This window comes from Cupriavidus necator (genome assembly GCF_040578825.1).
GTDB lineage: Bacteria > Pseudomonadota > Gammaproteobacteria > Burkholderiales > Burkholderiaceae > Cupriavidus > Cupriavidus necator_E.
Genome location: NZ_JBEFLI010000052.1, coordinates 36,116 through 50,949, shown reverse-complemented (window position 1 = coordinate 50,949; position 14,834 = coordinate 36,116). Strand labels below are relative to the sequence as shown.

Below are 14,834 nucleotides of genomic sequence, written 5' to 3'. Positions count from 1 at the left end.
CGGGTCCTTGTGGCGCATGATCGAGTACACCACGTCAGCCGGGGACAACGCCTTGCCGTCGTGGAAGGCCACGCCCTTGCGCAGCGTGAAGACCCAGCTCTTGGCATCGGTGGTATTGAACGACTCGGCCAGCGCCGGCCGCGGCGTCAGGGTGGCATCGAGCGTAGTCAGCCCGTTGTAGACCATATTGCAGCGCACGTAGTCGTTCTGGTTCGACTGCTTCGCCGGATCGAGCGTATCCGAGGCGGCTGCCGTGGCGACAGCCACGCGGATACGGCCGCCACGCTTCGGCGTCTCTGCATGGGCCTTGACGGCCACGCCGGCCAGGCCGCCAGCCAGCGTGGCCTGCATGCCGCCCGCCAGCAGCATCGCCAGCACGTCACGCCGCGTCGCGCCCCGCTTGAGCAGGTCCATCATACGAAGGCTTTCGCCGGGGCCGACAATGTTCTCGAACTCCTTACCGCTTTCGTTCATGATTGTGCTCCGTGATTAATCTAAGAGAGAAACAAGGGGGGGCGCGGCGAAATACAGCAGGTGTCGCAAAGCTCAGGCAAGCCGGTCCTTGAGCTGGTAGTACAAGCCCACCGCCGGCAGGAACCACGGTGGGCCGAAATGTCCGGGAATGGCGGGCCAGTCGCGCTCGCGCCACGGATTGGCTGCCGGGTCGCCAGCCATCACCGCGGCCATGCACTCGCCCATGTGTACCGACATCTGCGTGCCGTGGCCGCTATAGCCCATCGAATAGAACAGGCCATCGCGCTCGCCTGCATGCGGCAGGCGGTCCTGCGTCATGTCGACCAGTCCGCCCCAGCAATAGTCGAGCCTGACCTGTCCGAGCTGCGGGAAGATCTCCGCCAGGCCGGCGCGCAGGATCTCGCCGCTGGCAGCATCCTGCTGCGGGCTGGAGATGGCAAAGCGCGCCCTGCCGCCGAACACCAGCCGGTGGTCGGGCGTCAGGCGGAAGTAATGGTGAATGTTCGCCACCGTGACATAGGTGCGGCGTTTGGCCAGCAGTGCCCTGGCGCGTTCGGCGCCCAGCGGTTCCGTGGTCACGATAAAGCTGCCGATCGGCACGATGCGCCGGCGCAGCCAGCCGAAGGTGCCGTAGCCACCGTGGCGCGAAGCTCCGGTGGCGAGCAGCACCTGCCGCGCCAGCACCGTGCCGCGCGCGGTGTGCAGGCGGTGCACCTGGCCTTGCACACGCTCGATGCGGTTCACGCAGGTGCCAGTGTGGATCTGTGCGCCGTGGCGCTGTGCGGCCAGGGCCAGTCCTTGCGCGAAGCGGCCCATATGCATCTGGCCGCTGCGCTTGTACAGCAGGCCGCCCTGGAAGCGCTCGCTCTGCACCTCGGCACGCACGCGGTCGGCGTCGAGAATCTCCACGTCGGTGTCCACGCCGTCGGCCACCAGGCGTTCGGCGCTGCGCCGCAGCACCTCCATCTGGTGAGCCCGGGTGGCGAGCTTGAGCTTGCCGTTGCGCTGGAAGTCGCAGGCAATGGCCTCGTCGCGCACGATGCGCTCGACGGTATCGACCGCGTCGTCATAGGCGTGGTACCAGCCGCGGGCGCGCGCCACGCCCACCTTGGTGGCCAGTTCCGCGTAGTCCACCGCGAGCCCGTTGTTCACATGGCCGCCATTTCGCCCCGAGGCCTCGGGCGCCACGGTGGCCCCGGCCTCCAGCACCACCACGCTGGCCCCGCGCCGGGCCAGCGCCAGCGCCGCCGACAACCCGGTGAAGCCGCCGCCGACAATGGCCACATCGACCTGTGGCGGCAGGTCGTGCGCGTCCAGTGCCAGTGTTGGTACTGAATCGTTCCAGTAGGAATCAAGCTTCATGGTGGGGACGGAACTGTGCAGGCTCGATTCAAAGGCCGACGACGCCGGGCAGGCCACCGATGTCCTGGATCTCGGTGTAGCGGTACGCCGCGTTGCCGGGGCCGTGGCCGCGGTTCACGAAGACCTTGTTGACGATGCCGATGTCGTCCGCGGACATCAGGTCGTAGCGCAGGCTCGACGACACGTGCAGCACATCTTCGGGATTGCAGCCCAGCGAGTCGAGCATGTACTCGAAGGCCTTCAGGCGCGGCTTGTAGGCCTGGGCCTGCTGCGCAGTGTAGACACGATGGAACGGCGCGCCGAGCATGGCCACATTCTTCTGGATCTGGGCGTCGGCCGCGTTCGAGAGGATCACCAGCGGAATCTCCTTGGCCACCTTGGCGAGGCCGGCGGGCACATCCTCATGCGGGCCCCACGTCGGCACGGCGTCATAGTATTGCTGGCCATCGGTGTCGAAGTACTGGATCTTCCATTTCTTGCACAGGCGGCGCACGGCGTTCTTCAGCACCACTTCGTAGGGCTGCCAGTCACCCAGTACCTCGTCAAAGCGGTAGGCGCTGAAGTCGGCGATGAACTGCTCCATCTGCTCGGCAGGAATGCGGTCGGCGAACAGTTCGCGCGTCATCTCGGCCATGCGGAAACGCGTCAGCGTGCCGTAGCAGTCGAAGGTCACATACTTGGGACGGAAGGTCATGGTCTCTGATCCTCAGGATTTACCGGTCGTCGACCGGGGTGGAGCCGCGCATGGTCCGGCGCAGGCGACAGAATGATTTCGAAGGGATTTAAGCACGCGGCCGAACCGCGTTTGTACGGAAATATGGGCGTGGCACGCGGTGAAACTGCGGTTTGTCAGGGGTCTTGCGGCATGTCATGCGGTCAGCACCGCGGGGGTGCGCGGGCAAGTCCTTACGCACCGCTAATGCGCTGCAGCAAAATCGATCAGCACGCTTTTGAAGCGCAGATTCGCCTCTACGGCCTGCCGCCCCAGATCCTTGCCGATGCCGGACTGGTGGTAGCCGCCGGTGGGAATCACGAAATCCGCGCTGCGTCCGTAGCGGTTGACCCATACCGTGCCGGCGGAAATGCCGCGCATGGCGCGCAGCGCTTTTCCGATATCGGCGGTGTGTACGCCGGCGGCCAGGCCGTAATGCTCGTGCGCGGCCAGCGCCAGGCCCTCTTCTTCGTCGTCGAAGGTTTGCACCGTGAGCACCGGACCGAAAATTTCCTCCTGCACGGCAGGGTTGTCGGCGCGCACTCCCTCGATCAGCGTGGGCTGGAAGTACGCCCCGCCCGGGCCACCGTCGAACAATTCGCCGCCGCTGCGAACCCGCACGCCCGGACCGCGCGCGCGCTCGACGATGTCGAGGATGCGCGCCGCCTGCGCCGCCGAAATAATCGGCGGCAGCGTCGCTGCGTTATCCCATGTCGCACCAGGCCGAAGCGCGGCAAAACGCGCAGCAATGCGATCGACCAGCTGCTCGGCGACGCCGCGCTGAACAATCAGGCGCGAGCCCGCGACGCATACCTGACCGGCATTGCCAGTAATGGCGCCGGCAATGATGCCGGCGAGCCTGTCGAGGTCCGGCGCATCGTCGAATACCAGTTGCGGGCTCTTTCCACCCAGCTCCAGCGTGACAGGCTTGGGGCCTTGCAAGGCGCAAGTGGCCATGATCGCCGCTCCCGTTTGCGTCGAACCCGTGAAGGTCATTTTCGAGACAAGGGGATGGCGCGTGAGCGCATCGCCCGTGGTCCGCCCGTCGCCCTGGACCACATTGAACAAGCCCGGCGGCACGCCCGCTTCGATGGCCAGTTCGGCCAGACGCACCGCGGAGAAGGGCGTCAGCTCCGAAGGCTTGAGCACCACCGCGTTGCCGGCCGCAAGCGCCGCGCCCACCTTCCACGACACCATCACCAGCGGGAAATTCCATGGGGTGATCGCCCCCACCACGCCGTACGGCTCAGCCACTACCATGCCAAGGTGGTCATGCCGTGTAGCCGCCACCTCCCCCCCGACTTTGTCGGCATATTCGGCGAAGAATCGCAGTCCCTCCGCGGTGAACGGGACATCCCAGGCCGAGGCATCGCGCACCGGCCGGGTGGAGCACACGGCTTCGAGTGGTGCGAGACCCTGCACATCGGCTTCGATCAGGTCGGCCCAGCGGCGCAGCACGCGCGCTCGCTCGCGCGGGGCACGACGCGCCCAGTCACTGGTACGCCACGCTTTCCACGCGTCCTGCACCGCCGCATCCACGGCGGCGGCGTCTGCCAGCGGCAGCTCGGCATGCACCTGGTTATCGGAGGCGCGCCGCACGGGGATGCGGCCGGCATCAGGCACGAGCCGTCCGCCAATGAAATGGCCCGAGGCAACGGAGACAGTCTGAGGGTCGAATATTTGCACGGAAGGACGAGCACCGCTGGTCGGCACCAATAGTGGATTCATGCCTCCATGCTAGACAAGAAGCCTCAGCATTTGTCTCCGTTACGGACCGCGCTACCGCATCGAATTGCGAAAGTGCTACCTTGCGCGGACGATTCTTGCATCACCCGGATAAACCCGAAGGCGCTCTGGCTCCACGCGGCGATATTGTCCGGGACAAGGTCGGGGTCGATCATCACAGCGACTTCGCCATGTACTACGCATGCAGGCCAGCCCAATGGCCGGATCGCTTTGACCTGCCGCGTGCCAGCTGCAGAACGCCTCCGACCAAACAATCTGCTGCCACAGTGCGCATAACAGCAGCCTGCTTCGTTCGACCCCCTCAATGCAGCACCACGTTATGTGCCCCCTGCCGTAATCTTCAGGCAAAGGCCAGCCTGTTGTGCTGCGCACATGAATGAACTGAACGGACTCTGCCATGACCCAACTCACTGACCTGCCCCAGCTCGCCGCGCTTGACGCCGCCGATCGCGCACACCTGATCCACCCTGTGTCGCCCTGGCGCCTGCACGAGCAGCGCGGCCCCACGGTTCTGTCGTCGGGCCGCGGCGCATGGCTGACCGACGCCAACGGCCACGAAGTGCTCGATGCCTTCGCCGGGCTGTGGTGCGTCAACGTCGGCTACGGCCAGGAAAGCGTGGTGCAGGCGGCCGCGGAACAGATGCGCCGCCTGCCCTATGCCACCGGCTACTTCCATTTCAGCAGCGAGCCGGCGATTCGCCTGGCCGACAAGCTGGTGCAGATCACGCCCCACTCGCTGAACCACGTCTATCTCACGCTTGGCGGCTCCGAGGCGGTCGATACGGCGGTGCGTTTTATCGCGCAGTACTTCAACGCCACCGGACGCCCGTCGAAGAAGCACTTTATCTCGCTGGAGCGCGGCTACCACGGCTCGTCGTCGACTGGCGCCGGCCTCACTGCCTTGCCCGCCTTCCACCGCGGCTTTGACCTGCCGCTGCCGACCCAGCACTACATCCCCTCGCCCAATCCCTACCGGGCCGCCGATCCGGACGATGCGCAAGGCATCATCGCCGCCTCGGTGGCGGCATTGCGCGCGAAAGTCGCCGAGCTCGGCGCCGACAATGTGGCCGCCTTCTTCTGCGAACCGATCCAGGGCTCGGGCGGGGTGATCGTGCCGCCCAAGGGCTGGCTCAGGGCGATGCGCGACGCCGCGCGCGAGCTGGACATTCTGTTTGTCGTCGACGAGGTCATCACCGGCTTCGGCCGCACCGGCCCCATGTTTGCCTGCGATGCCGAGGAAGTCGCGCCGGACATCATGACGCTGGCCAAGGGCCTCACCGCCGGCTACGTCCCCATGGGCGCGACGCTGATCTCCGACCAGATCTATGCCGGCATCGCCGACGGCGCACCTGGCGCAACGCCCATCGGCCATGGCGCCACGTATTCGGCTCACCCCGTCAGTGCGGCAGTCGCGCTGGAAGTCCTGCGGCTGTATGAGGAAGGGGGCATCCAGGCCAACGGCCAGCGTGGCGCGGCCACCTTCGCCGCCGGCCTGGATGCGCTGCGCAGCCATCCGCTGGTGGGCGATTCGCGCCATCGCGGCCTGCTGGGCGCGCTGGAACTGGTCAGCGACAAGGCCAGCAAGCGCGGCTTCGACGCAGCGCTGGGCCTGCCCGATCGCATTGCCGCGACCGCCTACCGCAACGGCATCGTGTTCCGCGCCTTCGGCGACAATGTCCTCGGCTTTGCGCCGGCGCTGACGTACACCGAAGACGAATTCGCGCTGATGTTCGCGCGCGTGAAGAAGACGCTCGACGACGTGCTTGCCCTGCCGGAAGTGCGTGCCGCGCTTGCGAGCTGAGATTGCCGCCGTCAGACCCTGTTTCCAGATCATCGTTGAGCCGCCGCCCATGCCCGACAACGCTCCCCCACTGCCTGCGCGCTTCATGCGGCTGGCGGAATCCAACCGCCCCACCATCACGCTGCGGATCGATGGCCACAGTGCCACCGCAATGGCGGGCGACACCCTGCTGGTCGCACTGCTGCTGAATGGCCGGCGCGTGCGCGACAGTGAGTTCGGCGACGGCCCGCGCGCGGGTTTCTGCCTGATGGGCGCCTGCCAGGACTGCTGGGTATGGACGCCCGCGGGCGAGCGCCTGCGCGCCTGTTCCACACCTGCCGAGGCCGGCATGGAAGTGCTGACCCGACCGCCCGCGCACCACTGGCCCCCGACGCCGGACCTGCAGGAATCGCTCGCGCGCCACGCGCCGGGAGCCGCCGCATGAGCGCGCCGTCGGCATTGCCCCGCATCGTCGTGGTCGGCACCGGCCCCGCCGGCGTACGCGCGGCCCAGGCACTGGTGCAGGCAGGGCTGCGCCCTACCGTGGTCGATGAAGGCCGGCGCGACGGCGGCCAGATCTACCGGCGCCAACCCGAAGGCTTCAAACGCTCCTACGCCAAGCTCTATGGCACCGAGGCCGACAAGGCCCAGGCGCTGCACCGCGATTTCGACGCACTGCGCGCGCAGATCGACTACCGGCCTGACACGCTGGCGTGGAACCTGACGGAGGGCGAGCTGCACGTCGTGTGCGGCGACGAGCCGCAGACGCTGCCCTTCGATGCACTGGTGGTGTGCTCCGGCGCCACCGACCGGCTCATGCCGGTGCCCGGCTGGCACCGCGCCGGCTGCTACAGCCTGGGCGCTTCGCAGATCGCGCTGAAGGCGCAGGCCTGCGCCATCGGCACGCAGGTGGTCTTCCTCGGCAGCGGGCCGCTGCTTTACCTCGTGGCCTCGCAGTACGTGCAGGCCGGTGCGCGCGTGGCGGCGGTCCTCGACACGTCTCCCGCCAACAAGTCCTGGGGCGCCATTGCCGGCCTGCTGGCGCGCCCGCGCCTGGCGCTGCGCGGGCTCGGACTGATCCGCGGCCTCAAGTCTGCCGGCGTACCGGTGCTGCAGGGCGTGACCCCGCTGGCAATCGATGGCGATGACCGCCTTGGCGTGCAGGGCGTGACCGTGCGCGATGCGCGCGGGCGCGAGCAGCGCTTTGCGTGCGACGCCGTGGGACTGGGCTGGCACCTGCGCGCCGAGACACAGTTGGCCGACCTCGCGCGCTGCGAGTTCGCCTTCGAACCTGTGAGCCGCCAATGGCTGCCGCGCATCGATCAGGACGGCCGCAGCAGCACGCGCGGCGTCTACCTGGCCGGCGATGGCACACGCATCCTCGGCGCCGATGGCGCAGAGGCCGCGGGCCGGCTCGCGGCGCTGGCGGCGCTGGCCGACCTGGGGCATGAGCGCGGCCGCACGCAGTACGCCACCGAATCGGCAGCGCTGCGCCGCACGCTCGACCAGATGGACCGCTTCCGCCTGGGGCTGGCACGCGCCTTTCCGTGGCCGCATGCGCAGGCGGCCTCACTGCCCGATACCGCGGTGGTCTGCCGCTGCGAGGCCGTGACGGTGGGCGAGCTGCGCCGCTGCGTGACTGAGCTGGACAGCCAGGAAGTCAATCGCGCCAAGGCCTTCAGCCGCATCGGCATGGGCCGCTGCCAGGGCCGCTTCTGCGGCCATGCCGCGGCCGAGATCGTGGCGCAAACCTGCGGCATTCCGGTCGAACAAGTCGGTCGCTTGCGCTCGCAGGCACCGGTCAAGCCCCTGATGATGAATACACGCGAGGTGAAGGCATGAGCAACACGGCAACCAAGACACACGACGCCGATGTGCTGATCCTCGGCGGTGGCCTGATGGGCACCACCACCGCCTTCTTCCTGCGCCAGCAGGGCCTCTCGGTCGTGCTGCTGGAACGCGAGCTGGTCGGGCGCCAGGCCAGCGGCACCAACTTCGGCAATGTGCGCCGCCAGGGACGCGCGTTGCACCAGATGCCGCTGGCCAACCGCGCGCGTGCCGTCTGGGGTCGCGTCAAGGAGTTGCTGGGCGAAGACCTCGAGTTTGTCCCGTACGGCCACCTGCGCGTGTGCTACACCGAACAGCAGGCCGCCGTGCTCGAGCAACACGCCCACGACGTGAAGCCGCTCGGGCTGGACCTGCAGCTCTTCAGCGCCGAGCAGTTGCGCCGGCGCTGGGGCATCTTTGCGCCCGGCGTGGTAGCCGGTTCGTATTCGCCGCAGGACGGCCATGCCAACCCGCGCCTGGCCGGCCCGGCCTTCGCGCGCGCCGCGCGGCGCGCCGGGGCACAGATCGTCGAGCATGCCGAAGTGATGCAGGTGGAGCGCGACCCCAATGGCTTCGTTGCCTACACCGCCGATGGCCGCCGCTTTCGTGCTCCGCAGATGCTGGTGGCGTGCGGCGCCTGGTCCAACCGCATGGCTGAGCAGTTTGGCGAGGCCGTACCGATGGAGGCGCGCGGGCCGCAGATGGGCGTGACCGAGCCGCTGCCCTATGCCATCGGCCCTTCCATCGGCGTTTCGACGCCGATCGAGCATGAGAGCCTGTACTTCCGCCAGATCTCACGCGGCAACATTGTCTTCGGTGGCGGCCTCAAGGGGCCGGCGTACACCGACCGCATTCGCGCCTACGTGAAGCCCGACAACGTGCTGCGCCAGTTGCGCGAGTTGCGCCGGTTGGTACCGGCTTTCGAGCATGTGCAGCTGATTCGCGTGTGGAGCGGCATCGAAGGCTATACCTCTGACTGGCAGCCAGTGATGGGCCCCAGCGCCACGGTGCCGGGCCTGTACTATGCCTTCGGCTTCAATGGCGAGGGCTTTGCGATCAGCCCCGGTGTGGGCGAAACCATGGCTGAATTGATTGCCACGGGCCGTACCTCGACTCCGCTGGAGCCTTATGCCATCGGGCGCTTTGCCCGTGCGCAGGTGCTGCAGGAAACGAGCTGATCGGCGTGGCTTGATCGAGATGACGCGGGTGTGCGATGCGCGAGTTGCTCGCTACGCTCACCCTGCGGGCCGTCCTGCGGACGTCCAATGCACTATCGTGCATTGTCCCGCTTTCGCGGGAATGACGGTCGTCTTTGATTTTTTGGTGGCACTGACCAAATCACGCATCGCGGCGCCTCACTTCGAGGAGATGCCCGCGCTCTCCCCCGCCTCTCTCCCATAAATGACCCATAAATGGGAGAGGGGAGCAAACATCGCCGCCCAACTGCAGCGCACCGCACGGCAGTGAATTGTGTTTTGCCGCAGCGTACGAACAGCTTGTTGGGCCGACTTGAAAGGCTCGAGCGTTCGCAGTTCGCGTATCTGTCGTAGCGACTTTTTGTCGGCTTTGCCTTGCCTAGCATGCAACCCCCCGCGTCAGGCAATTCCCCGCCAAAAAATATGTTAATGAGAATCCCTCTCATCTACGCAATACATTGTTGCCGCTCTTGCCTTCACGTTGTTTTCCCCCTTCATGTCAGTATTTCCCTACCCCGCCCGGCGCCTGGTCCGCCATGCCTGCCACGCCAGCCTGATCCTGTTCCCCCTGTCCGATGCCGCGCTTGCCGAAGCGCAAGAACTGGCGGCAGCGGCCGGACTGCCCGAGGTTCGCGTCAGCGCCAGTGCCGGCGGTCATGGCTATGTTCCGACCGAGGCCAGCGGCGCCACCCGGACCGATACGCCGCTGCGTGAAGTGCCGCAGTCAGTGCGCGTGGTCACATCGGAGCTGATTGACGACCTGGGCGCAACGCGGCTTGCCGACACCGTCGACTATGTCAGCGGCATTGCCCGCCTCAATGACTTTGGCGGGACCTGGGACAACTACGCCATCCGCGGCTTCAGCAGCACGGATATGGGTTACCTGGTGAACGGCTTTCCCGGATCGCGCGGATACAACCCGATGCGGGACGCCGCAACGGTCGAGCGCTTCGAATTCCTTAAGGGCCCCGCGGCAGCGCTGTACGGTAGCAGCGAACCCGGCGGCACCATCAATATCGTCACGAAGAAACCAAAGTTCACGCGCGCCACGACGGCGGAGGTCAGTGCCGGCACGCTTGGCTTCGCACGCGCCACGGTCGACACCACCGGCCCGATCCACGACAAGGTGGCATATCGCCTCAATGTCATGGCGGAGGACAGCGCCAGCCGCAGTTCGCTGATCGACAGCCACAAGTACCTGGTTGCGCCGGCGCTGGCCTGGGCGATCGATAGCCAGACGCTGCTGCAGTACGAAGGCGAATTCATGCGCGTGCGCACGCCGCTGGACCGGGGCATCGTCAACGTCAACGGAAAGCTCACCCTTCCCAGGGACCGTTTCCTGCAAGAACCCAGTGACCCCAATCTTCATCTTTCCAGCGATACGCACCAGTTGACGCTCGACCGCGAACTCACCACCGGCTGGCGCACCCGGCTGGGCGTGAGTTACAAGGAATCCGGTTTCGAAGGATACGCCGCTGAATTTGGCAGCGTGCTGGCGGACGGCCGCACATTAACGCGCCGCAACAGCTGGCGCACCTTGCCGTCGCGCGACACCTCCGCCAACGCAGAGATCGAAGGGAATTTCCATACGGGTGGCCTGGCGCACCGCATGCTCGTTGGCATCGAAGCGTCGCGCCTGTTCATGGGGATGGATATCGCCTATTCGAGCCTGGCGACGAATCCGTATGCCATCGATATCTACGAACCGGTCTACGGGCAAGCGAAACCGCCGGTATTGCCAAACATCTCGACGCGCGAAAACCAGCGTAACGTTGGCGCCTATCTTCAGGATGAAGTTTCGCTGGGAGAGCGATGGAAGCTGCTGGCCGGCGTCCGGTTCGACAACTACCACCAGTCGGTCGATAACCTCCTCACCGGGAGGTCGACCAGCCAGAGCCAGACAGCCGTTTCGCCCAGAGTGGGGCTGACGTGGCTGCCGACCGCGCAGCTCTCGGCCTATGTGTCCCTTGGCAAGTCATTCCGCCCCAACAGCGGCGTGGACGAGGCCGGCAATGCGTTCGATCCGCAGCACGGACGCGCCGTCGAGGCGGGCCTGAAGTGGCAGTCCAGCGACGCGCGGCTGGGAGCGACGCTTGCGGTGTTCGATATCCGCAAGAAGAACGTGCTGACGCGCAGCCCCACCAACGCCAACTTCAATATCGCCGCCGGCGAAGCCACCAGCCGCGGGCTGGAGGTGGACGCATTCGGGCAGCTCGATCAGCATTGGCGCATCAGCACCAGCTTCGCGCTGGTCAACGCCAAGGTCACCGAGGACAACGCCATTGCGCCCGGCACCCGCCTGACCAATATCCCCAAGGTCAGCGCAAGCCTGCTGGCGATCCGGGAAGATGCCATGCCCTGGGGCGGCGGACGGTATGGCGTCGGCACGGGTATCGTTTATGTGGGCTCGCGCTCGGGCAACGCCACCGATACGTATTCACTGCCCGCCTACGCCACCGTGAAGCTGATCACTTACTGGCAGATCGATCGCCGCACGCGCGTCTTCATGGACGTCCATAACGTGTTCAACAAGAACTACTATCCGGCGTCGTGGGGCAACCTGGCGGTAATTCCGGGGCTGGGCCGGCAATTTGTTGCCGGACTGCGATATCAGTTCTGAGTTCGGACCGATGCCATCGGCACAGGATGGCGCGGTGCCAGCATGCAGGCACGCCAGCGCACAGCGTGCCGAATGTGAGCCTGAATAAAAGATTTCCTTCTGCTTTCCTGCCGCGTTACGCAAGCTCCCCCTGAGAACCGGCGTCTAAAATGGGCCAACATTAGTCGTGGCCCTGGTACCGACCAAGGCGGCGTCGCGTTATTTTTCAGGAGAGATCGCCATGAAGACCAGGACTTTCAACATCGCCGTTATCCCAGGTGATGGCATCGGCAAGGAAGTCATGCCAGAAGGCTTGCGCGTGCTGGAGGCCGCCGCCAGCCGCTTTGGTATCCGCCTGAACTTCACCCATATCCAGTGGGCAAGCTGTGACTACTACGCCGCCACCGGAAAGATGATGCCGGACGACTGGAAGACACAGCTTGCCGGCATGGATGCCATCTATTTCGGCGCAGTCGGCTGGCCGGATACCGTGCCGGATCATGTCTCGCTATGGGGGTCGCTGCTGAAATTCCGCCGCGAGTTCGACCAGTACATCAACCTGCGCCCCGCCCGCTTGTTCGAAGGCGTGCCCTGCCCGCTTGCCGGGCGCAAGCCGGGCGATATCGACGCGATCATCGTGCGCGAAAACACCGAAGGCGAGTATTCGTCAGTCGGTGGCGTGATGTACGAAGGCACGGAACGCGAAGTGGTAATGCAGCAATCCATCTTTTCGCGACTCGGGACGGATCGCGCGTTGCGTTTCGCGTTCGATCTGGCGCAGCAACGACAACGCAAGCACGTCACCGTTGCCACCAAGAGCAACGGCATCGCCATCAGCATGCCGTGGTGGGACGACAGGGCGGCCGCCATGGCCGAGCACTATCCGGACGTCAGTTGGGACAAGCAGCACATCGACATCCTGTGTGCCCGCTTCGTACTGCAACCCCAGCGTTTTGACGTGGTGGTGGCATCCAATCTGTTCGGCGATATCCTGTCCGACCTCGGCCCCGCCTGCACCGGAACGCTCGGACTGGCGCCTTCCGCCAACCTGAATCCCGAGCGCAAGTTCCCGTCGCTGTTTGAGCCGGTGCATGGCTCCGCGCCCGACATCTATGGGAAGAATCTGGCAAACCCCATCGGCATGATCTGGTCAGGCGCCATGATGCTCGACTTCCTCGACACCGATGGCGATGCAGGGCGCAAGGCGCACGATGCCATTCTTGCCGCCATCGAGCATGTGCTGATTCACGGCCCGCGCACCGCCGACCTCGGCGGCACCGCCTCGACAACGGAACTGGGCATGGCGATCGCTGCAGAAGTGGAAAAGCCTTCTGGTTCCTGAGACGGATCAGGGCGCCGTATACGGTGGAAAGTCGATGTAACCGCGATCGTCTCCACCGTCATACACCTCGTGTTCCGCCTCTGCTGCCGGCCACCCCTGACGGAACCGCTCCCGCTGCCGCCGTCGTGCAAGACGGATGACGAGCGGATTCGCTACTAGTCCACGTGCAGACTCAGGTGGCTCTGCACAAATCCCGACGCACAAAAAACAAAACCCCGGAAGACCGCGATCTTCCGGGGTTCGCCGCCATTGCTGGCGGAGACGGAGGGATTCGAACCCTCGATCCAGGTTTTGGCCCGGATGCTCCCTTAGCAGGGGAGTGCCTTCGACCTCTCGGCCACGTCTCCCAAACTTGCGTTGTGTGAGGGAGCCACACAACGAAGCGCGTATTCTAGCGGCGTCGCGCGGGTTGGTCAACGAAAAATCGATGACACAACACAAAATCTGCTGCGCCGCCAGAAGTGTTCACGAACGGATCACGCCTGTTCCAGTTCGAATGCCTTGTGCAGCGCGCGCACGGCCAGTTCCATGTACTTCTCGTCGATCAGCACCGAGATCTTGATTTCCGAGGTGGAGATCATCTGGATGTTGATGCCCTCTTCCGACAGCGTGCGGAACATCTTGCTGGCGATGCCGACGTGCGAGCGCATGCCGACGCCGACCACCGATACCTTGGACACCTTCGGGTCGCCCGACACGCTGCCGGCGCCGATATGGGTCTTGACGCCGTCGTTCAGGATGGCCAGTGCGCGCTGGTAGTCGCCGCGCGGCACGGTGAAGGTGAAGTCGGTCTTGCCGTCGACGGACTGGTTCTGGATGATCATGTCGACGTCGATATTGGCGTCGGCGATCGGGCCCAGGATCTGGTAGGCGATGCCCGGCTTGTCCGGCACGCCCAGAACGGTGATCTTCGCCTCGTCACGGGCAAAGGCGATGCCGGAGATGACGGCTGCTTCCATTTCAGACTCTTCCTCAAAAGTAATCAGCGTGCCCGAATGCATTTCCTGCTCGAGCGGCATAAGCGGGTCGGTCAGCGACGACAGCACGCGGGTCTTCACGCGGTACTTGCCGGCGAACTCCACGGAGCGGATCTGCAGCACCTTGGAGCCGAGGCTGGCCATTTCCAGCATTTCTTCGAAGGTGATCTGGTCCAGGCGGCGGGCGTCTTCCACCACGCGCGGGTCGGTGGTATATACGCCGTCGACGTCGGTGTAGATCAGGCACTCGTCGGCTTCGATCGCGGCGGCGATGGCCACGGCCGAGGTGTCTGAGCCACCGCGGCCGAGCGTGGTGATATTGCCGTCGTCGTCGATGCCCTGGAAGCCGGTGATCACGACCACGCGGCCGGCTTCGAGGTCACCCAGGATGCGCTCGTCGTCGATCGATTCGATACGGGCCTTGGTGTATGACGAATCGGTCTTCACCGGCACTTGCCAGCCGGTGTAGCTCACCGCGTCGATGTTCTCGCCATGCAGCGCGATCGCCAGCAGTGCCACGCTGGCCTGTTCGCCGGTGGAGGCGAGCATGTCCAGTTCACGCGGATTCGGCTGCGGCGAAATTTCCTTGGCGAGTCCCAGCAGGCGATTGGTCTCGCCCGACATGGCCGAAGGCACCACGACTACGCGGTGACCGGCGCGGTGCCACTTGGCCACGCGCTTGGCGACATTCTTGATGCGTTCCGTGGAACCCATCGAAGTGCCGCCGTATTTGTGAACGATGAGAGCCATCTTCTTGTCGACGCCAGCGATTGCAAAGCCCTTGAAAATACACGAACAAGCCCTGGCAGGCAAGGCGGC

11 protein-coding genes and 1 tRNA gene are annotated in these 14,834 nt (G+C 65.4%); 6 read left to right on the top strand and 6 right to left on the bottom strand.

Annotated features, from left to right (window positions below):
• From AB1I47_RS23185 to AB1I47_RS23170, 4 genes are all read right to left on the bottom strand, one after another.
• Positions 1 to 474, bottom strand: a 474-nt coding sequence (locus AB1I47_RS23185) for an ABC transporter substrate-binding protein (protein WP_354686057.1), incomplete at its 3' end; no start/stop codon positions are given.
• 72 nt (positions 475 to 546) lie between these two features.
• The gene (locus AB1I47_RS23180) at positions 547 to 1,836 is read right to left on the bottom strand and encodes an NAD(P)/FAD-dependent oxidoreductase (RefSeq protein WP_354686056.1); all 1,290 of its coding nucleotides are present in this window, start codon (positions 1,834 to 1,836) and stop codon (positions 547 to 549) included.
• A gap of 28 nt (positions 1,837 to 1,864) precedes the next feature.
• Positions 1,865 to 2,530, bottom strand: coding sequence for a haloacid dehalogenase type II (locus AB1I47_RS23175; RefSeq protein ID WP_354686055.1), 666 nt, complete (start codon positions 2,528 to 2,530; stop codon positions 1,865 to 1,867).
• Positions 2,531 to 2,752: 222 nt separating this feature from the next.
• Entirely contained in the window at positions 2,753 to 4,276 is a 1,524-nt protein-coding gene (locus tag AB1I47_RS23170; protein ID WP_407935889.1) for an aldehyde dehydrogenase family protein, read from the bottom strand.
• Between the two features lie 415 nt (positions 4,277 to 4,691).
• Here AB1I47_RS23170 and AB1I47_RS23165 point away from each other — a divergent pair, with 415 nt between their 5' ends.
• The 6 genes from AB1I47_RS23165 to AB1I47_RS23140 all read left to right on the top strand — a co-directional run bounded on the left by AB1I47_RS23165 (position 4,692) and on the right by AB1I47_RS23140 (position 13,038).
• Entirely contained in the window at positions 4,692 to 6,095 is a 1,404-nt protein-coding gene (locus AB1I47_RS23165; RefSeq protein ID WP_354686054.1) for an aspartate aminotransferase family protein, read from the top strand.
• 49 nt (positions 6,096 to 6,144) lie between these two features.
• Entirely contained in the window at positions 6,145 to 6,519 is a 375-nt protein-coding gene (locus AB1I47_RS23160; protein ID WP_354686053.1) for a (2Fe-2S)-binding protein, read from the top strand.
• The gene (locus AB1I47_RS23155) at positions 6,516 to 7,916 is read left to right on the top strand and encodes an FAD/NAD(P)-dependent oxidoreductase (protein ID WP_354686052.1); all 1,401 of its coding nucleotides are present in this window, start codon (positions 6,516 to 6,518) and stop codon (positions 7,914 to 7,916) included. The genes AB1I47_RS23160 and AB1I47_RS23155 overlap by 4 nt, the downstream gene beginning before the upstream one ends.
• Positions 7,913 to 9,079 (top strand): NAD(P)/FAD-dependent oxidoreductase, encoded by a 1,167-nt coding sequence (locus AB1I47_RS23150; RefSeq protein ID WP_354686051.1) that lies wholly within the window; start codon positions 7,913 to 7,915, stop codon positions 9,077 to 9,079. Before AB1I47_RS23155 ends, AB1I47_RS23150 begins: the two co-directional genes overlap by 4 nt.
• A gap of 514 nt (positions 9,080 to 9,593) precedes the next feature.
• Entirely contained in the window at positions 9,594 to 11,717 is a 2,124-nt protein-coding gene (locus AB1I47_RS23145; RefSeq protein WP_354686050.1) for a TonB-dependent siderophore receptor, read from the top strand.
• Positions 11,718 to 11,937: 220 nt separating this feature from the next.
• Positions 11,938 to 13,038 carry a tartrate dehydrogenase gene (locus AB1I47_RS23140; RefSeq protein ID WP_354686059.1) on the top strand — a complete coding sequence of 367 codons (1,101 nt, stop codon included), beginning with the start codon at positions 11,938 to 11,940 and terminating at the stop codon, positions 13,036 to 13,038.
• Between the two features lie 253 nt (positions 13,039 to 13,291).
• On the opposite strand, the gene AB1I47_RS23135 is transcribed toward AB1I47_RS23140, so the two are convergent.
• Together AB1I47_RS23135 and AB1I47_RS23130 are read right to left on the bottom strand one after the other, a co-directional pair.
• Positions 13,292 to 13,385 (bottom strand) — tRNA-Ser (locus tag AB1I47_RS23135).
• Positions 13,386 to 13,514: 129 nt separating this feature from the next.
• Positions 13,515 to 14,765: an aspartate kinase gene (locus AB1I47_RS23130; protein WP_354686049.1), complete on the bottom strand. Its 1,251-nt coding sequence runs from the start codon at positions 14,763 to 14,765 to the stop codon at positions 13,515 to 13,517.
• Positions 14,766 to 14,834: the final 69 nt, after the last annotated feature.